The sequence below is a fragment of the Nocardia sp. CA-128927 genome (assembly GCF_050955855.1).
Taxonomy (GTDB): Bacteria; Actinomycetota; Actinomycetes; order Mycobacteriales; family Mycobacteriaceae; genus Nocardia.
Genome location: NZ_CP192087.1, coordinates 6,707,003 through 6,724,262, shown reverse-complemented (window position 1 = coordinate 6,724,262; position 17,260 = coordinate 6,707,003). Strand labels below are relative to the sequence as shown.

Below are 17,260 nucleotides of genomic sequence, written 5' to 3'. Positions count from 1 at the left end.
CCGACCATGACAGACCGCTGGAACGCCGGGGTTATCCCGTACGCCGAAATGGGTTACTGGCAGCCGGATTACGTGCCGAAGGATTCGGATATCCTGTGCGCCTTCCGGATCACCCCGCAATCGGGGGTGCCGCCGGAGGAGGCGGGCGCCGCGGTCGCGGGGGAGTCGAGCACCGCGACGTGGACGGTGGTCTGGACCGACCGGCTCACCAGCTTCGAGCACTACCAGGCCAAGTGCTACAGCGTGCAACCGGTCCCGAACACGCCGGGCCAGTTCATCGCCCTGATCGCCTACGACATCGACCTGTTCGAGGAAGGTTCGATCGCCAACCTGACCAGCTCGATCATCGGGAATGTCTTCGGCTTCAAGCCACTCAAGGCGCTGCGGCTCGAGGACATGCGCATCCCGACCCACTACGTGAAGACGTTCCAGGGCCCCGCGCACGGGATCGTGATGGAGCGCGAACACCTCAACAAGTTCGGCCGTCCACTGCTCGGCGCGACCACCAAGCCGAAGCTCGGCCTGTCCGCCCGCAACTACGGGCGCGTCGTCTACGAGGCCCTGCGCGGTGGACTCGACTTCACCAAGGACGACGAGAACATCAACTCCCAGCCGTTCATGCGCTGGCGCGATCGGTACCTGTTCTGCATGGAGGCCGTCAATCGCGCACAGGCCGCTACCGGCGAGATCAAGGGCCACTACCTCAATGTCACCGCGGCCACCATGGAGCAGATGTACGAACGGGCAACGCTGGCAAAGGAACTCGGCTCCATCGTGGTGATGATCGATCTGACGGTCGGCTACACCGCGATCCAGTCGATGGCCAACTGGTCGCGGGCGAACGGCGTGCTGCTGCACCTGCACCGCGCCGGTCACGGCACCTACACGCGGCAGAAGTCGCACGGTGTCAGCTTCCGGGTCATCGCCAAATGGATGCGCCTGGCCGGCGTCGACCACGTGCACGCGGGCACGGTCGTCGGCAAATTGGAGGGCGACCCGCACGTCATCGCGGGCTACTACGACACCCTGCGACTGGACAGCATCGCGGCCGATCCGGCGAAAGGCCTGTATTTCGACCAGGAGTGGGCCTCGATGCCGGGCGTCATGCCGGTCGCGTCGGGCGGCATCCACGCGGGTCAGATGCATCAGCTGCTGCACTACCTCGGCGAGGACGTCGTGCTCCAGTTCGGCGGCGGCACGATCGGCCACCCGATGGGCATTGCCGCGGGCGCGGAAGCGAATCGGGTCGCGCTCGAGACGATGGTCAAGGCGCGCAACGAGGGTCGCGACTTCTTCAAGGAGGGCCCCGAGATCCTGCGGAAGGCGGCCTCGCGCAATCGCGCGCTGGACGCGGCACTGGCGACCTGGGGCGACATCACCTTCAACTACGAATCCACCGACACCCCAGACGTTGTCGCGACCCCGACCGCGGTCTGACGGAAGGACAGCGACGATGCGCATCACCCAGGGCACCTTCTCCTACCTGCCCGACTTCACCGACGAGGAGATCACCGCGCAGATCAACTATGCGCTGGACAACAAGTGGCCGCTGTCGGTCGAATTCACCGACGACCCGCACCCACGCAACATCTACTGGGAGATGTGGGGGCTGCCGATGTTCGATCTGGCGGACGCCGCCGGTGTGCTCCTCGAGGTAAATGCTTGCCGGACAACACATCCGGATCTCTACGTGCGTCTCAACGCCTACGATGCCCGGCTGTGCAGGCAGACCACGGCGTTCTCGTTCATCGTGCAGCGACCCGCGGCCGAACCCGGCTTCCGCCTCGACCGGACCGAGGGCGCGGACCGGCGGATCTCCTACACCACCTTCGCGTACGCGACCGAGCGGCCGGTCGGCGGCCGACACGCGCGCACCTGACATGCCCGACGCCCCCGTCGGCAGCCGTACGCCGTTCGGCTCGTGGCCCGGCAGTGCCGTTGGGCCACAACCGGACCCGGACGCGCCCGCGCCCGATTTCCTGCCCGCCGACGCCGTGGTCGACCTCGCCGCGGCCCGGCGCCAGTCCGGCATCGACGACGTGCTCGGCGAACTCGACACGCGCCTGGTCGGTCTGGCCCCGGTGAAGACCCGCATCGCCGAAATCGCCGCGCTGCTACTGGTCGATCGGATGCGAGCCCGATTCGGTGTGCTCGCACCGAAACCCACGCTGCACATGTGCTTCACCGGCAATCCGGGCACCGGCAAGACGACCGTCGCGCTGCGGATGGCCGACCTGCTGCACCGGCTCGGCTACCTGCGCCGCGGGCACCTGGTCAGCGTCACCCGCGACGACCTGGTCGGCGAGTACGTCGGCCACACCGCACCGAAGACCAGGGAGGTGATCAAGCGGGCGATGGGCGGTGTCTTGTTCATCGACGAGGCCTACTACCTGTACAAGGCGGAGAACGAGCGTGACTACGGCGGCGAGTCGATCGAGATCCTGCTGCAGGTGATGGAGAACAACCGTGACGATCTCGTGGTGATCCTGGCGGGCTACGCCGACAAGATGGACGTGTTCTTCTCCGCCAACCCCGGCATGCAAAGCCGGATCGCACACCACATTTCGTTCCCGGACTACACGGTGGGGGAGTTGGCGGAGATCGCCTGTCTGATGACGGGTCAGCTCGGCTATACGTTCTCCGACGAGGCGCGAATCGCGTTGCGTCAGTACTTGGAGCATCGCATCGGACAGCCGTGGTTCGCGAATGCGCGCAGCGTCCGCAACGCGGTCGAACGTGCCCGGCTGCGTCACGCACGGCGACTGGTCGCAGGCGAGGACGCGGAGGTCGGCCTGGCCGCCCTCACCACCATCGAGGCGGCAGATCTACTCGCCAGCAGGGTGTTTCGGTGACTCGGCAGCCAGTGGAATCTTGACCGTGACGGTTGTCCCCGAGCCGGGTCGCGATCGGATGCTCAGCCGCCCACCGACGAGTTCGGCGCGCTCGGCCATCGACAGCAACCCGTAGCCGCCCATCTCGTTGGCGCCGAGCGGTCGTTCGGAGGTATCGAAACCGATTCCGTCGTCGGCGATTTCGAGCCGAGCCACCTCGTCGTGCACCGCGAAACGCAGCGAGGCAACCCTCGCGTCGGCATGCTTGAGAACGTTCTGCAGGCATTCCTGGGCGATGCGATACAGCGCGAGCTCGATGTGCTCGGGCAGCCGATGGTCGGTGAGTTCGAGCTCCAGATCGAGCTGCGGTATCGATCTGGCGAGGCTGGCCAGCCCACCCGCCAAGCCGAGGTCGTCCAGCACCGGCGGCCGGAGTCCGCTGATCGCGGCCCGCGCCTCCTGCAATGTCAGCTCGACCAATTCCCTTGCCTTGTCGAGTTGTTCGGACGCCTCCACCTGGTCGTCGACTACCGCGCGCGCCGCGGCGTCGAGACGATAGGCGAGGGTCACCAGTCGCTGCGAGATGCCGTCGTGAATGTCGCTGGCCAACCGGCGCCGTTCGAGTTCCTGCGCCGCGATCATCTGCTCGGCGAAGTCTTCGTGGGCTCGTTCGCGTGCCGCGAGCTGCCGATGCTGCCTGGCCTGTTGTAGCGCGCCTGCGACGAGCCTGCCGAGCAGCAGCAGCAATTCCATGTCGTGGTCGCTGAATTCGCGTCGCTCGATCGTGTGCACATCGAGGACGCCGACCAGGCCGCCGGGATCGGTCTCCATCGGAATCGACACCATGGAGGTGAATTCCGCGCCGCCCAGTGCGGCAATCGGCTGGTATCGGGGATCGGTCTCCTTGTTTTCGCTGATCACCGCGGCCTGGCGGCGGCTCGCGACCCAGCCGGTGATCCCCGAGCCGAGTGCGAGCCGAACCCGGCCGATCTGCCGATCGAATGGCGGCGTCGCACCGGCGAGGGTCAGCGACCGGTCCGAGTCGTCGAGGACGTGCACCAAGCAGACATCCGCCGCGGTCGACGCGACGATCATCCGGGCGACGGCGGCGGCCAGCGGCTCGATCGCCGGGCCACTGGACATCGCCTGCACGACGTCCAGCAGGACATCGGTCTCCCGATCCGGATCGATCAGGCCGCGCACGGAATGCGCACCTGCCGTGGGTAATTCGGACCTCGGGCGCGGATCGCCCGCTGCCGTCACTGGAAGATGCCCTCCCGTAGGGCGGTCGCGACCGCGGTCGTCCGGTCGCTGACGCCCAGCTTGCGGTAGATCGAGCGCAGGTGGCTCTTGACCGTCTCGTCGCTGATGATCAGCCGGGTGGCGATGCCGCGGTTGGAGAGTCCGGTGACCATGAACGACATGATCTCGCTCTCGCGCTGGGTGAGCCCCTGCCGCGCACCCGGCCAGAACTCGTCACGCTGCATGCGGGCGGCGGTGTCCACCGCGCGTACCGCCATGTCCGGGTCGATCGCGGTCGACCCGCCGTGCACGAGCTCCAGCTGCCGCACCAATTCGTCACTGCTGATGCTCTTCAGCAGGTAACCGGAGGCGCCGACCCGCAGGGCCTGGAACAGATACTGCTCATCGTCGTAGACCGAGAGCAGCACGACCTTGCGTTCCGGGGCGAGCCCGCGCATCGACCGGCAGAGGTCCAGCCCGCTGATGCCTTGCATGCGGATATCGCAGAGGACGATGTCAGGTTCGAGATCGGTGATGACGCGCAGCGCGTCGTCGGCGCCGACAGACTGCCCGACGACCACGACTCGTTGGTGGAACGACGCGAGCATCGCCTTCAGGCCCTCGATAACCATCTCATGGTCGTCGACCAGGACAACTCGTACCGGCCCCGTGGCGGACGTCACCATATCCCCACGATACGGCGGTTTTCGGCCATGTCCATCCCCTCGTATACCCCCCGTTTCGGGGTGACCGCGGCGCGCGAACGACGCCTAGCATTGAGGATGACCCATGAGGAGTCCGGGATGGATATGCCCGCTCGTAGTGCCCACTGCCGAATTCCGGTCGAGCAGCGGATAACTCGTGGCTGACAAGACGCTGCGGATCTTCCGCGCCAGCCGGAACACCCGCCGCCGGCCCATCATGCTGGCGATCGCCGGAGACAGTGCGGCAGGGAAGACGACCGTGACCGCGGGGTTGGTCGAGGCCTTGGGCGCACACCGCTGCGTCTGGCTGTCCACCGACGACTACCACCGATTCGACCGAATCGAGCGGCAGGACAAGCCGTTCACCCCACTACATCCGGACTGCCACTACATCGACATCCTCGGGCAGCATCTGCAACTGCTCGCCACCGGGCAACCGATCCTCAAGCCGGTCTACGACCACGACACCGGCAGGTTGACCCGCCCAGAACTCATCGAGCCCAACGAGTTCGTGATCGTCGAGGGTCTGCTGCCGATGCACAGCAACCTCGCCCGGGCCTGCTTCGACCTCACGGTGTACCTCGACCCGTCCGAGGAGATCCGGCGCGGCTGGAAGGTCAAGCGCGACACCGCTACTCGCGGATACACCGCCGAGCAGGTCCTCTCCGTACTGTCCCGCAGCGAACCCGAGTCCACCGAGTTCATCCGCCCGCAGCGAGCGCACGCCGATATCGTCGTCCGCTTCGCCGCCATCGAAAGCCGACCCTGCCCGCCAGGCACCCCGCTATCCGCCGAACTCCTCCTCCGCCCGACGATCCAGCAACCGGACCTGACCGCCATCCTGCAACCCGAACTCACCCAGGCGATCCACCTGCGACTGGCCCGCGACACCGACGGCAAGCCGGTCGACAGCGTGCACATTCACGGTTACGCGAGTACCGAAGACGGTGCGGCCGTGGAGAAGTTGATCTGGCACGCTCTCGGCGATCCCGCTGTCCCACCACCGGAGAGTCTCGGCCGGGTCGGGCCCGACGAACACAGCACACCCCTTGCAGTAGTGCAGACGGTCCTGCTGCATCACCTGCTCGCGTGAGCGCTGTAGGTCAGCGGAGGAATGCTGCAGCGTCGGTGGTCAGATTCAAGACCGGTTGTGGGACGACGCCCAGGAGAACGGTGGCAAGGGCGCCGAATGCGATTGCGGCGGTAGTCAATACGCTGGCCGGTGCGACGACGACTTCGGGTGCGTCCGGTGGTGGGTCCGCGAAGAACATGATCATGATGACGCGGATGTAAATGTAGGCGGCGATTGCGCTACTGAGTACGCCGACGAGCACGAGGGCGGTGGCGCCGCTCTGGATTGCCGCCAGGAAGATGGCGAACTTGCCGATGAATCCGCTGGTCAGGGGGATACCGACGAGGGCGAGTAGGAACAGGGCGAAGGTGGCGCCGAGCAGGGGGTAGCGCCTGCCGAGGCCTGCCCATCGTGCGATATCGGTGACTTCGCCGGAGGCGTCGCGCACCAGGCTGACCACCGCGAAGGTGCCGATTGTGCTGAGTCCGTACGCGAGTAGATAGAACAGGATGGCTGATGATCCGGCTGTGATCACCCCGATCAGGATGAAGCCGACATGCGCGATCGACGAGTAGGCGAGCGTGCGTTTGATGTCGGTCTGGGTGACCGCGGTGAGCGCGCCGACCATCATGGTGAGGATGGCGATTCCCCACAGCAGCGACTGCCAATCTGCTTGCAGGCCAGGCAGTCCCACGGCGAACACGCGTAGCAGTGCGCCGAACGCCGCGACCTTGGTTGCCGCCGCCATGAATGCGGTGATCGCTGTCGGCGCCCCCTGATACACGTCTGGGATCCACGAGTGGAACGGCACCGCGCCGACTTTGAAGAGCAGTCCGATCGACAGCATGCCCGCACCGATCACCGCGAGCCCGCGGTCGCCGGGATTCGCGGCGACCGCATCGGCAATGCCGGATAGCTGCACCGTGCCCGCGTAGCCGTACAGCAGGGCGACGCCGAACAGGAAGAAGGCGGACGAGAACGCGCCGAGCAGAAAGTACTTGAGCGCGGCTTCTTGGGAAAGTAGGCGTCGGTGACGGGCCAGGCCGCACAGCACGTACAGCGGCAGCGAGAGCACCTCGAGCGCCACGAACATCGTGAGCAGGTCGTTCGAGGCCGGGAACAGCAGCATCCCGCCGATCGCAAACATCGCCAGCGGAAACACTTCGGTGGTGACGATGCCCGCCTTCGTCGCTTCCAGCTCGGCCACGCTGCCGGGGATGGCGGAAGCCTGGGGCGTAAAGGGGGTGCCTGCATCGACTCGGCGTTCGGCCATCAGCATCACAGCCAGGATCGAGAGCAACAGGATCGTCCCCTGTAGGAACAGCGCCGGTCCGTCGATCATGACCGAACCCATCACCGCCGCACCCCGCGAATCCGACTGTGCGGCAAGGACAACAACCGCGCCGAACGCCGCAGCCAGTCCGCCGAGGCCCAGCACGAGCTGACTCGTGTACCGGTAGCCGCGTGGCAGAAACGTTTCGACGAGCACGCCGAGTATCGCCACACCGAAGACGATCAGCATGGGGGACAGCTGACCGTACTCGAACGTCGGCGCTTGAATCGTCGGAGTCATCAGTGCCGCAGCAGGTTTGCGTCATCGACCGAGACCGAACGGCGCGCCCGGAAGACGGTCATGATGATCGCCAGCCCCACCACGACCTCCGCGGCGGCGACCACCATGGTGAAGAAGGTGAAGACCTGACCGTTGAGGTCGGCGTGCAGCCGCGCGAAGGTGACGAACGCCAGATTGGCGGCATTGAGCATCAGCTCGATGCACATGAATACGACGATCGCGTTGCGGCGCAACAGCACTCCGGCCGCCCCGATCGTGAACAGGAGCACGGCCAGGTACAGATAGTTCGCCGGGTTCACCGCGAGCCCTCCGCATCGGCGACGGTCCGCCGCCGCAGCGTCCGGCTGACCGAAAGCTCCGAGTGCGTCCCATCGGGTAGCCGGGCGCCCATGTCCACCCCGTTGTGCCGCGCGTAGACGCCAGGACTGGGCAACGGCGTGACGCGATCACCCTTGCGGACACGGTCTTTCGACATCTCACGCTGACCGCGGCGCGCCGATATCCGCTCACGGTGCGCCAGCACCATCGCTCCGAGCGCGGCGGTGATCAGCAACGCGCCGGTGAGCTCGAACGCCCACACGTAGCGGACGAACAGCAACTGGGCCAATTCGGTGACGCTGCCGGTCGATTCGTGCTCCGTAAGCCGACTCGAACCTACGTGTCCGATACCGACGATCAGCAGCAGCCCGAATCCCGCGGCCACCACGACCGCGGCGATGCGCTGCCCGCGTAGCGTTTCGACCAGCGAATCGGCCGAGTCCACGCCGACCAGCATGAGCACGAACAGAAACAGCATCATCACCGCGCCGGTGTAGACGACCACCTGAACGACACCGAGGAACACCGCGCCCTGCGCCACATAGAACACCGCCAGCATCATCATCGAGGCCGCGAGAAAGATCGCCGAGTACACCGCCCTGCTCGCGCACACCACGCCGAGCGCGCAGATCACCGCCGAGGCACCGAGAACCCAGAACAGCACACTCTCGCCCGTGGACGCGCGGACTTCCGGTTCGGCGGCGAGCAGCAGCGAGGTGATCATCGAGCGGACTCACCTTCCGCGGCAACGGGAACGGTGCCGCAGTAGTAGTCGGCGGCCGTCGCGCCGGGCACCATCGGATGCGGGGCCTCGACCATGCCGGGCTCCAGGGGTGCCAGCAGCCGGTCCTTCTCGTAGGTCAGGTCGGCGCGATTGTCGTCGGCCATCTCGTACTCGTTGGTCATCGTCAACGCCCGCGTCGGACAGGCTTCGATGCACAGCCCGCAGCCGATGCAGCGCAGGTAGTTGATCTGATAGACGCTGCCGTAGCGCTCACCGGGGGAGTAGCGTTCGTCGTCGGTGTTGTCCGCGCCCTCCACGTAGATGGCGTCGGCGGGGCAGGCCCACGCGCACAGCTCGCAGCCGATGCACTTCTCCAGCCCGTCCGGGTAGCGGTTCAACTGATGCCGACCGTGATAGCGGGGTGCGGTCGGGGCCTTCTGCTCGGGGTAGTACTCGGTGTTCGGCTTCTTGAACATCGTCGCGAACGTCACGCCGAAGCCTGCGACAGGACCGAGGAATTCAGGCATTGCTGCCCTCCTTTTGCCAGGGCAGCGGCGGCACCGGGAACCCGCCCGCCATCGGATCGAACGGAAGGTCGGCCTCCGGGCTGGCGGGAGAGCCTTTGGGGCGCAGTGCCTTTATGAGCAGAGCGAGCAATGCGATGCCGACGACGGCCCCGGCGATCCCCAGCGCGATCGACCCGATGCCGTATCCCGCGTTGCGAGCCGCCCGGACCGCGGCGACGATCATCACCCACATCAGCGACGCCGGTATCAGGATCTTCCACCCCAGATTCATGAACTGGTCGTAGCGCAGCCGCGGCAACGTGCCACGCAGCCAGATGAAGACGAACAGGAAGCCCCACACCTTCGCCACGAACCACAGCAGCGGCAGCCAGCCGGAATTCGCGCCCGCCCACATGCTCAACGGCCACGGCGCACGCCAGCCACCGAGGAACAGGGTGGTCGCCAACGCCGAGACGGTCACCATATTCACGTACTCCGCCAGCATGAACATGGCGAACTTCAACGACGAGTACTCGGTGTGGAAACCGCCGACCAGCTCGCCCTCGGCCTCCGGCAAATCGAAAGGCGCACGGTTGGTTTCGCCGACCATCGACACCAGATAGATCAGGAACGACGGCAGCAACAGGAAGATGTACCAGTGACCCTCCTGTGCGGCGACGATGCCGGAGGTCGACATCGTGCCCGCGACAAGGAAAACGGCGGCGAAGGACAGCGCCATGGGGATCTCGTAGGAGATCACTTGCGCGGTCGAACGTAGGCCGCCGAGCAGCGGGTAGGTCGAGCGAGACGCCCAGCCGGCCAGCACGATTCCGTAGACACCGATCGACGCCAACGCGAGCACATACAGGACCGCCACCGGGAAATCGGTGAGCTGCAATGCTGTTCGATGGCCGAGGATCGAGACCGCGGGGCCCATCGGAATGACCGCGAACGCCATCAGGGCGGGCGTCGCCGCGAGAATCGGTGCCAGGATGTACACCGGCCGGTCCACGCCGGACGGCACGATGTCCTCCTTCAACGCCATCTTGACGCCGTCGGCGACGCTTTGCAGCGCGCCCTTCGGCCCCACCCGATTCGGCCCGACCCGCATCGCCATGCGCGCAACGACCTTTCGCTCGGCCAGCACCGCGAAAACGAGGGTCATCATCAAGAAGACGAAGATGACGACTGCCTTGGCGAGCATCAACCACCACGGGTCGTGGCCGAACAGACTGAGGTCGGTCATCGGGCAGCACCGGCCTGTATCCGGACGATGCTGCCCGCGGTCACCGCGAGGCTGCGATGCACCGCGGACCCGGGGGAGTTCAGCGGTAGCCATACGACCCGATCCGGCATATCGGTGATCACCAGCGGGAGGGTGATGCTGCCGCGGTCCGTCGAGACGGTGACCGAATTCCCCTCGGCGGCTTCGATTTCGGTGGCGGTGCGGGCGGACAAGCGGACGACCGGGGTGCGGGCAGTGGCGGCCAGGTGCGGTGCGCCGTCTTGCAATCGGCCGTCGTCGAGCAGCATCCGCCAGCTCGCCAGCACCGCGGTGCCGCGGATCGGCCGAGGCAGGGGCGCCGCCGAGGCGACCTCCGGCCCTTGCCCCCGGTATCCGGTCCACACGCCGAGGGCGACGAGTTCGGCGCGTGCTGCGGCCGTATCAGGAAGTGCGAGTGGGAGATTCATCATGTTCGCGAGCGCATCGAGCACCCGTGCGTCGGGCATGGCCGCCGCCTTGCCCAGGGCCGCGTCGAACGGACGGGCGCGGCCCTCCCAATCGAGAAACATGCCGGACTTGGCGGCCACCTCCGCCACCGGGAATACGACATCGGCACGGTCGGTGACGGCGCTGCGCCGCAATTCCAGACTCACCACGAACGGTGCCCGATCGATCGCGGCCAGTGCCGCCGCCGGGTCGGGTAGGTCGTCCGGCTCGACGCCGCCGATGAGCAGCGCACCCAGTGCCGCATGCAGGATGCCGTCGGTATCGCGGCCCGGCGTCGCAGGCACCGGCACATCCCAGACCACCGAAACCCGGCGCCGCGCCCACGCATCCGCGACCGGCCGCCCGCCCGGCAGCAAGCCGGGAAGCGCCCCGGCCTCCAGCGCGCCCCGCTCACCGGCCCTGCGCGGCACCCAGGCGAGGTGCGCGCCGGTGCGGTCGGCCAGCCGTGCGGCCGCCGACAACGCACCTGGAATCGTCGCGAGACGTTCACCGACCATGAGCACTGCGCCAGACGGGGCCAGCAGATCTTGTGCGAGCACGCTGTCGAGCACGGCGGCCTCGCCACCCGGCGCTGTTTGCAGCAGTCGGCCGGACATCTTGGTCAGGCCGTTGGTGGCATACGGGGCGATGGAGTAGACCGCGACTCCGTTCCTGCGCGCCGCCTTGCGCAGCCTCAGGTAGACGATCGGCGATTCCTCTTCCGGCTCGAACCCGGCCAGCAGCACGACCGGCGCGTGTTCGAGGTCGTCATAGGTGGTGTCGAGGAACCGTCCGGCGACGCGGGCCGCGAGGAACTCGGCCTCCTCGGTCGAATGTGAGCGGATACGGAAGTCGATATCGTTGCTGCCCAATGCGATTCGCGCGAACTTGGCATAGGCGTACGCGTCCTCCATTGTTGCGCGGCCACCGACGAGCACGCCCGCATTGCCGTGCGCCGCCAGTAGACCGGCCGCCGCCGTAGCGAGCGCCTGGGGCCAGGACGCGGGTGTCAGCGTCCCGGCGTCGGCACGGACCAGGGGTGTGGTGATCCGATCCGACTGCGTCGGGTAGTCGAAGGCCCATCGTCCTTTGTCGCAGTTCCATTCCTCGTTGACGTGCGGGTCGTCGCCCGCGAGGCGGCGCAGCACGGTGCCGCCGCGGTGGTCGGTGCGTTGGGCACAGCCGCTCGCGCAGTGCTCGCACACGCTCGGACTGGAGACCAGATCGAAGGGGCGGGCACGGAACCGGTACGACGCGCCGGTGAGTGCCCCGACCGGGCAGATCTGCACGGTATTGCCCGAAAAGCACGACTGCAAGGGCTCTTTGGCGTAAATGCCGATCTGCTGCAAAGCGCCTCGCTCCAGCAGTTCGATGAACGGGTCACCGGCGATCTGCTGCGAGAATCTGGTGCACCGCGCACACAGCACGCAGCGCTCGCGGTCCAGCAGCACCTGGGCCGACAGGTTGATGGGTTTCGAGAAGGTGCGCTTGCCCTCGTCGAACCGAGTTTCGGTTCGGCCGTTGGACATTGCCTGATTCTGCAAGGGGCACTCGCCGCCCTTGTCGCAGATCGGGCAGTCCAGCGGATGGTTGATCAGCAGCAGTTCCATCACGCTGCGTTGCGCCTTGTCGGCGGCGGCCGAGGTGAGCTGGGTGCGCACCACCATGCCCTCGGTGACGGTTATCGTGCACGACGCCATGGGCTTTCGCAGTCCTTCCACCTCGACCAGGCATTGGCGGCAGGCGCCGACCGGGTCCAGCAGCGGGTGATCGCAGAAGCGGGGGATCTGCACGCCGACCAGTTCGGCCGCGCGTATGACGAGGGTGCCCTTCGGGACGCTCAGCTCTACGCCATCGATGGTGAGCGACACCAGGTTCGTCGGTGTTGTTTCATTCGCGGCGGTAGGTCTGGTCATCGTGCGTAGACCTCTACGGGCGGCAATACATCGCTGAATCGCGTTGCCATGACAGTGGATTGATACGGATCGAACGGGCAGCCGCCGTGCGCGAAGTGGGCGATGTACTCGTCGCGGAAGTACCGCAGCGACGACACGATCGGGCTGGCCGCACCATCGCCGAGGGCGCAGAACGACTTCCCCAGCATGCTGTCGGCGATGTCGAGGACCTTCGCCAGGTCCGCCGCCGTGCCGCGACCTGCCTCCAGCCGTTCGAAGACCCGCACCAGCCAGTAGGTGCCCTCGCGGCACGGGGTGCACTTGCCGCACGATTCGTGGGCGTAGAACTCGGTCCAGCGCAGCACCGCGCGCACCACGCAGGTGGTGTCGTCGAAGATCTGTAATGCCTTGGTGCCCAACATGGATCCGGCGGCGGCGACACCCTCGTAGTCGAGCGGGATGTCGAGGTGTGCATCGGTGAGGATGGGGGTCGATGAGCCGCCGGGTGTCCAGAACTTGAGTCGATGTCCGGCACGGACGCCGCCCGCGCAGTCGAGCAACTCGCGCAGGGTGACACCGAGCGGTGCCTCGTATTGGCCGGGGCGGGCGACATGCCCGGTCAACGAGTAGAGGGTGAAGCCGGGCGATTTCTTGCTGCCCATGGTGCGGAACCAGGCGACGCCGTGCTCGATGATCGGTGGCACGCTGGCGATCGTCTCGACGTTGTTGACCACGGTCGGGCACGCGTAGAGACCGGCGACGGCGGGGAACGGCGGACGTAGCCGGGGCTGGCCACGACGGCCTTCCAGCGAGTCGAGCAGTGCGGTTTCCTCGCCGCAGATGTAGGCGCCCGCACCGGCATGCACGATGAGTTCGAGGTCGTAGCCGGAGCCGAGGATGTCGCGTCCCAGGTATCCGGCGGCATATGCCTCGGCGGCCGCGGCGTGGAGCCGCCGCAGCACTGGAACCACTTCGCCGCGTACGTAAATGAACGCGTGGCTCGCGCCGATCGCATAGGCCGCGATGATCGCGCCCTCGATCAGGGCGTGTGGCGTCGCCAGCAGGAGCGGGATGTCTTTGCAGGTGCCCGGCTCGGACTCGTCGGCATTGACGACCAGATAGTGCGGCTTGCCGTCGTCGCGCGGGACGAAGGACCACTTCGCGCCGGTCGAGAACCCGGCGCCGCCGCGGCCGCGCAGGCCGGAATCGGTTACCAGCTTGATGATTTCGGCGGGGGACATGCGCAGTGCCGTCGCCAAGGCGGAGTAACCGGCATGCCGTTGGTAGGTGTCGATGGTCCAGGATCGCGGCTCGTCCCAGTAGCGGCTCAGGACAGGGGTGAGGAGCATGTCAGCCTCCGATGCTCTCGTCGGCGGAAAACGTTTCAGCGGAAGACAATTCGGCGATGGCCTGGGTGCGGGCCAGGTCGAGTCCGGCGAGGGTGGCGTGGCCGACGCGGGTGTCGTTGGCGCCGATGCGCTCATCGGGGAAGCCCGCGAGGATGCGCGCGGTACGGCGGAAGGTGCACAGCCGCGCGCCTCGGCTGGGCGTGACCTGTTCACCCGCGCGCAGTGCGTCGACGATCGCGCAGGCCGAATCCGGCGTCTGGTCGTCGAAGAACTCCCAATTCACCATCACCACCGGGGCGAAGTCGCAGGCGGCGTTGCATTCGATGTGTTCGAGGGTGATGGCGCCGTCCGCGGTCGTGGCACCGTGGTGGACGCCGAGGTGTTCTTCGAGTGTGGCGAGGATGGCGTCGCCGCCGAGGACCGCGCACAGCGTGTTGGTGCAGACACCGACGTGGTAGTCGCCGGTCGGGCTACGCCGGTACATCGAGTAGAAGGTGGCGACGGCAACGACTTCGGTGCCGGTGAGACCGAGTTGCGTTGCGCAGAAGTCGATTCCGGCAGGAGTGATGCAGCTGTCCTCGGACTGGACGAGATGCAGCAAGGGGAGCAGCGCCGAGCGCGCCACCGGGTAGCGACTGATGATGGTGGCGGCATCGATTCGGAGCCTGGCTTCGACCTCCGCCGGATACGTTTGCCGCGCACCAGGTCGGACGAGTTGGCCGCCTTCCTCCGGTGGCGGGCCGAGCTGGATGAATACCCGGTGTGCGCCGTTCGTCGCCGTCATCGGTCCACCCCACCCATGACCGGATCGATGCTGGCGACCGACGCGATGACGTCGGCGATCATGCCGCCCTCGCACATCGCCGCCACCGCTTGCAGATTGGTGAACGACGGGTCGCGGAAGTGCACCCGGAATGGTCGGGTGCCGCCGTCGCTGACCAGGTGCACGCCGAGCTCGCCGCGCGGCGACTCCACCGCGAGGTACACCTGACCGGGCGGAACACGCAGACCCTCGGTCACCAATTTGAAGTGGTGGATCAACCCTTCCATCGAGGTGGCCATGATCTTGCGGACGTGTTCCGGCGAGGTGCCCAGTCCGTCCTTGCCGAGGGCGAGTTGGGCGGGCCAGGCCAGTTTGCGGTCCTCGATCATCACCGGGCCCGGCCGCAGCCGGTCGAGGCATTGCTCGACGATCTTCAATGACTCGCGCATCTCCGCGACCCGGATCAGATAGCGGCCATAGCAATCCGATCCGGTGTCGGTGACGACGTCGAACTCGTAATCCTGGTAGCCGCAATAGGGTTGAGTCTTGCGCAGGTCGTGCGGCAGCCCGGTGGCGCGCAGTATCGGTCCGGTGATGCCGAGCGCCATGCACCCGCTCAGATCGAGGTAGCCGACTCCTTTGGTGCGGGCCTTCCAGATCGGGTTCTCGGTGAGCAGTAGTTCGAGGTCGCGCAGTCCCTTCGGCAGGGTGCGCACGAGTTCACGGATCTGGGGCACCGCGTCGTCGGGGAGATCCTGGGCGAGCCCGCCGGGCCGGATGTAGGCGTGGTTCATCCGCAGTCCGGTGATCGCCTCGAACGCGTCCAGAATCCGTTCACGCTCACGGAACCCGAAGAACATCACGTTCACGGCGCCCAGTTCCATGCCGCCGGTCGCCAGTGCCACCAGATGCGAAGAGATCCGGTTCAGTTCCATGAGAAGGACTCGGATCACGTTGGCGCGCTCCGGAATTCGATCGGTGATGTCGAGGAGTCGCTCCACGCCCAGGCAATACGCGGTCTCGTTGAAGAACGGTGCCAGATAGTCCATCCGGGTCACGAAGGTGACGCCCTGGATCCAGTTGCGGTATTCGAGACTCTTCTCGATCCCGGTGTGCAGGTAGCCGATTCCGCAGCGCGCCTCGGTGACGGTTTCGCCGTCGATCTCCAGGATGAGGCGCAGCACGCCGTGCGTGGACGGATGCTGCGGGCCCATATTGACGACGATGCGCTCGTCGTCGGCGCGCTGGACGGCGTCGACGATCTCGTCCCAGTCCTGACCGCCTGCGACATAGACCTTTTCGCGAGTGGTCATCAGCTGTACGCCCTGCGCTCGTCGGGTGGCGGGATCTGCGCGCCGTGGTATTCGACCGGGATGCCGCCGAGCGGGTAGTCCTTGCGTTGCGGGTGGCCGGGCCAGTCGTCGGGCATGGTGATGCGGGTCAGCGAGGGGTGGCCGTCGAAGACGATGCCGAAGAAGTCGTAGGTCTCGCGCTCGTGCCAGTCGTTGGTCGGGTACAGGTCGTAGAGCGAGGGCAGGTGCGGGTCGGCGTCGGGGGCGTTGACCTCGAGTCGGATTCGGCGATTGTGGGTGATCGAGAGGAAGGGATACACGGCGTGTAGTTCGCGGTCTCGGTCCTGCGGGTAGTGCACGCCGCTCACGCCGAGGCAGAGTTCGAAGCGCAGGGTGGGTTCGTTGCGCAGGATCCGGGCGACCGCGCGCAGGTGGTCGCGGTGTACGTGCACCGTCAGCTCGTTGCGGAAGACGACGACCTGTTCGATGGCCTCGGTATGACGCAGGCCCGCGGAAGTCAGTGCCGTCAGGAGACTATCGACGGTCTCGTCGAAGTATCCGCCATAGGGTCGAGTTGTTCGGGCTGGCTGCGTGATCGGGTGGACGAGTCGTCCGTAGCCCGAAGTGTCGCCGCTTCCGTGGACTCCGAACATGCCCCGCCGCAAGCGGATCGGGGCGTCGTTTTGCTCGCCGGTCATCGCGGTAGCACCTCCAAGGTCGGATAGGCGCTCGAACGGCCAAGGGGGATCGCCGGTTTCGAGGCCAGCGCGGCTCGCTCGGCCGCCTGCACGGCTTCGGCGCGGTTGATCCCGAGCGGCATCTGCTGAATCTTCGTGTGCAGAGCCAGAATCGCGTGCAAGAGCATCTCCGGGCGTGGTGGACAACCCGGCAGATAGATGTCGACCGGCACGATGTGGTCGACACCCTGGACGATCGCGTAGTTGTTGAACATGCCGCCCGAGGACGCGCAAACCCCCATCGCGAGCACCCATTTCGGCTCGGCCATCTGGTCGTAGACCTGTCGCAGCACCGGAGCCATCTTCTGGCTGACCCGCCCGGCGACGATCATCAGGTCCGCCTGCCGCGGTGATCCGCGAAACGCCTCCATGCCGAAGCGGGCGATATCGAAGCGCCCGGACGCGGTGGACATCATCTCGATGGCGCAGCACGCGAGGCCGAACGCCGCGGGCCACACCGAGCCCTTCCTGAGATAGCCGGCCAGATCCTCGACCGTGCTCAGCAGGAAACCACTCGGCAGCTTCTCCTCCAGTCCCATGCGG

Annotated in this window: 17 protein-coding genes; 4 read left to right on the top strand and 13 right to left on the bottom strand. The window is 66.5% G+C overall.

Annotation, left to right across the window (positions count from 1 at the left end; translation table 11 throughout):
* The first annotated feature begins 6 nt into the window (after positions 1-6).
* From ACQPW1_RS30775 to cbbX, 3 genes are read left to right on the top strand one after another with little or no spacing between them, the layout of a single operon-like run.
* Positions 7-1,437 (top strand): form I ribulose bisphosphate carboxylase large subunit, encoded by a 1,431-nt coding sequence (locus tag ACQPW1_RS30775; protein WP_433655267.1) that lies wholly within the window; start codon positions 7-9, stop codon positions 1,435-1,437.
* Positions 1,438-1,453: 16 nt separating this feature from the next.
* Positions 1,454-1,879 (top strand): ribulose bisphosphate carboxylase small subunit, encoded by a 426-nt coding sequence (locus tag ACQPW1_RS30770; RefSeq protein WP_433655266.1) that lies wholly within the window; start codon positions 1,454-1,456, stop codon positions 1,877-1,879.
* A gap of 1 nt (position 1,880) precedes the next feature.
* Positions 1,881-2,852: a CbbX protein gene (cbbX, locus tag ACQPW1_RS30765; protein ID WP_433655265.1), complete on the top strand. Its 972-nt coding sequence runs from the start codon at positions 1,881-1,883 to the stop codon at positions 2,850-2,852.
* On the opposite strand, the gene ACQPW1_RS30760 is transcribed toward cbbX, so the two are convergent.
* On the bottom strand, positions 2,826-3,974 hold the full coding sequence (locus ACQPW1_RS30760; protein ID WP_433665369.1) for a GAF domain-containing sensor histidine kinase: 1,149 nt from the start codon (positions 3,972-3,974) through the stop codon (positions 2,826-2,828). The two genes, cbbX and ACQPW1_RS30760, sit on opposite strands and share 27 nt — an antisense overlap.
* 116 nt (positions 3,975-4,090) lie before the next feature.
* Positions 4,091-4,759 carry a response regulator gene (locus tag ACQPW1_RS30755; protein WP_433655264.1) on the bottom strand — a complete coding sequence of 223 codons (669 nt, stop codon included), beginning with the start codon at positions 4,757-4,759 and terminating at the stop codon, positions 4,091-4,093.
* 175 nt (positions 4,760-4,934) lie between these two features.
* Between ACQPW1_RS30755 and ACQPW1_RS30750 the strand changes: the two genes are divergently transcribed.
* Complete coding sequence (locus ACQPW1_RS30750) at positions 4,935-5,870, top strand: phosphoribulokinase (protein ID WP_433655263.1); 936 nt, start codon at positions 4,935-4,937, stop codon at positions 5,868-5,870.
* A 10-nt stretch (positions 5,871-5,880) separates the two neighbouring features.
* On the opposite strand, the gene nuoN is transcribed toward ACQPW1_RS30750, so the two are convergent.
* The 11 genes from nuoN to ACQPW1_RS30695 are packed head-to-tail and all read right to left on the bottom strand — an operon-like array spanning position 5,881 to position 17,256.
* A complete protein-coding gene (gene nuoN, locus ACQPW1_RS30745; protein WP_433655262.1) occupies positions 5,881-7,422 on the bottom strand; it encodes an NADH-quinone oxidoreductase subunit NuoN in 1,542 nt (513 codons plus the stop codon).
* On the bottom strand, positions 7,422-7,721 hold the full coding sequence (gene nuoK / locus ACQPW1_RS30740) for an NADH-quinone oxidoreductase subunit NuoK (protein ID WP_433655261.1): 300 nt from the start codon (positions 7,719-7,721) through the stop codon (positions 7,422-7,424). The genes nuoN and nuoK overlap by 1 nt, the downstream gene beginning before the upstream one ends.
* On the bottom strand, positions 7,718-8,464 hold the full coding sequence (locus ACQPW1_RS30735; RefSeq protein ID WP_433655260.1) for an NADH-quinone oxidoreductase subunit J: 747 nt from the start codon (positions 8,462-8,464) through the stop codon (positions 7,718-7,720). The genes nuoK and ACQPW1_RS30735 overlap by 4 nt, the downstream gene beginning before the upstream one ends.
* On the bottom strand, positions 8,461-8,991 hold the full coding sequence (gene nuoI / locus ACQPW1_RS30730; protein WP_433655259.1) for an NADH-quinone oxidoreductase subunit NuoI: 531 nt from the start codon (positions 8,989-8,991) through the stop codon (positions 8,461-8,463). The genes ACQPW1_RS30735 and nuoI overlap by 4 nt, the downstream gene beginning before the upstream one ends.
* Complete coding sequence (gene nuoH, locus ACQPW1_RS30725) at positions 8,984-10,216, bottom strand: NADH-quinone oxidoreductase subunit NuoH (protein ID WP_433655258.1); 1,233 nt, start codon at positions 10,214-10,216, stop codon at positions 8,984-8,986. Before nuoH ends, nuoI begins: the two co-directional genes overlap by 8 nt.
* A complete protein-coding gene (locus ACQPW1_RS30720) occupies positions 10,213-12,597 on the bottom strand; it encodes an NADH-quinone oxidoreductase subunit G (protein ID WP_433655257.1) in 2,385 nt (794 codons plus the stop codon). The genes nuoH and ACQPW1_RS30720 overlap by 4 nt, the downstream gene beginning before the upstream one ends.
* On the bottom strand, positions 12,594-13,925 hold the full coding sequence (gene nuoF, locus ACQPW1_RS30715) for an NADH-quinone oxidoreductase subunit NuoF (protein ID WP_433655256.1): 1,332 nt from the start codon (positions 13,923-13,925) through the stop codon (positions 12,594-12,596). Before nuoF ends, ACQPW1_RS30720 begins: the two co-directional genes overlap by 4 nt.
* Before the next feature lies 1 nt (position 13,926).
* On the bottom strand, positions 13,927-14,709 hold the full coding sequence (gene nuoE, locus ACQPW1_RS30710; protein WP_433655255.1) for an NADH-quinone oxidoreductase subunit NuoE: 783 nt from the start codon (positions 14,707-14,709) through the stop codon (positions 13,927-13,929).
* Complete coding sequence (locus ACQPW1_RS30705; RefSeq protein ID WP_433655254.1) at positions 14,706-16,001, bottom strand: NADH-quinone oxidoreductase subunit D; 1,296 nt, start codon at positions 15,999-16,001, stop codon at positions 14,706-14,708. The genes nuoE and ACQPW1_RS30705 overlap by 4 nt, the downstream gene beginning before the upstream one ends.
* Entirely contained in the window at positions 16,001-16,678 is a 678-nt protein-coding gene (locus tag ACQPW1_RS30700; protein WP_433655253.1) for an NADH-quinone oxidoreductase subunit C, read from the bottom strand. Before ACQPW1_RS30700 ends, ACQPW1_RS30705 begins: the two co-directional genes overlap by 1 nt.
* A complete protein-coding gene (locus ACQPW1_RS30695) occupies positions 16,675-17,256 on the bottom strand; it encodes a NuoB/complex I 20 kDa subunit family protein (protein ID WP_433655252.1) in 582 nt (193 codons plus the stop codon). The genes ACQPW1_RS30700 and ACQPW1_RS30695 overlap by 4 nt, the downstream gene beginning before the upstream one ends.
* Between the last annotated feature and the right edge of the window lie 4 nt (positions 17,257-17,260).

Coding starts and splice junctions, on each gene's coding strand:
- nuoF (WP_433655256.1), bottom strand. CDS start 13,925: ATGCTCCTCACCCCTGTCCTGAGCCGCTACTGGGACGAGCCGCGATCC.
- ACQPW1_RS30700 (WP_433655253.1), bottom strand. CDS start 16,678: ATGACCGGCGAGCAAAACGACGCCCCGATCCGCTTGCGGCGGGGCATG.
- ACQPW1_RS30720 (WP_433655257.1), bottom strand. CDS start 12,597: ATGACCAGACCTACCGCCGCGAATGAAACAACACCGACGAACCTGGTG.
- ACQPW1_RS30735 (WP_433655260.1), bottom strand. CDS start 8,464: ATGATCACCTCGCTGCTGCTCGCCGCCGAACCGGAAGTCCGCGCGTCC.
- ACQPW1_RS30695 (WP_433655252.1), bottom strand. CDS start 17,256: ATGGGACTGGAGGAGAAGCTGCCGAGTGGTTTCCTGCTGAGCACGGTC.
- ACQPW1_RS30760 (WP_433665369.1), bottom strand. CDS start 3,974: ATGTCCAGTGGCCCGGCGATCGAGCCGCTGGCCGCCGCCGTCGCCCGG.
- ACQPW1_RS30755 (WP_433655264.1), bottom strand. CDS start 4,759: ATGGTGACGTCCGCCACGGGGCCGGTACGAGTTGTCCTGGTCGACGAC.
- nuoH (WP_433655258.1), bottom strand. CDS start 10,216: ATGACCGACCTCAGTCTGTTCGGCCACGACCCGTGGTGGTTGATGCTC.
- nuoE (WP_433655255.1), bottom strand. CDS start 14,709: ATGACGGCGACGAACGGCGCACACCGGGTATTCATCCAGCTCGGCCCG.
- ACQPW1_RS30705 (WP_433655254.1), bottom strand. CDS start 16,001: ATGACCACTCGCGAAAAGGTCTATGTCGCAGGCGGTCAGGACTGGGAC.
- ACQPW1_RS30770 (WP_433655266.1), top strand. CDS start 1,454: ATGCGCATCACCCAGGGCACCTTCTCCTACCTGCCCGACTTCACCGAC.
- ACQPW1_RS30775 (WP_433655267.1), top strand. CDS start 7: ATGACAGACCGCTGGAACGCCGGGGTTATCCCGTACGCCGAAATGGGT.
- nuoN (WP_433655262.1), bottom strand. CDS start 7,422: ATGACTCCGACGATTCAAGCGCCGACGTTCGAGTACGGTCAGCTGTCC.
- cbbX (WP_433655265.1), top strand. CDS start 1,881: ATGCCCGACGCCCCCGTCGGCAGCCGTACGCCGTTCGGCTCGTGGCCC.
- nuoI (WP_433655259.1), bottom strand. CDS start 8,991: ATGCCTGAATTCCTCGGTCCTGTCGCAGGCTTCGGCGTGACGTTCGCG.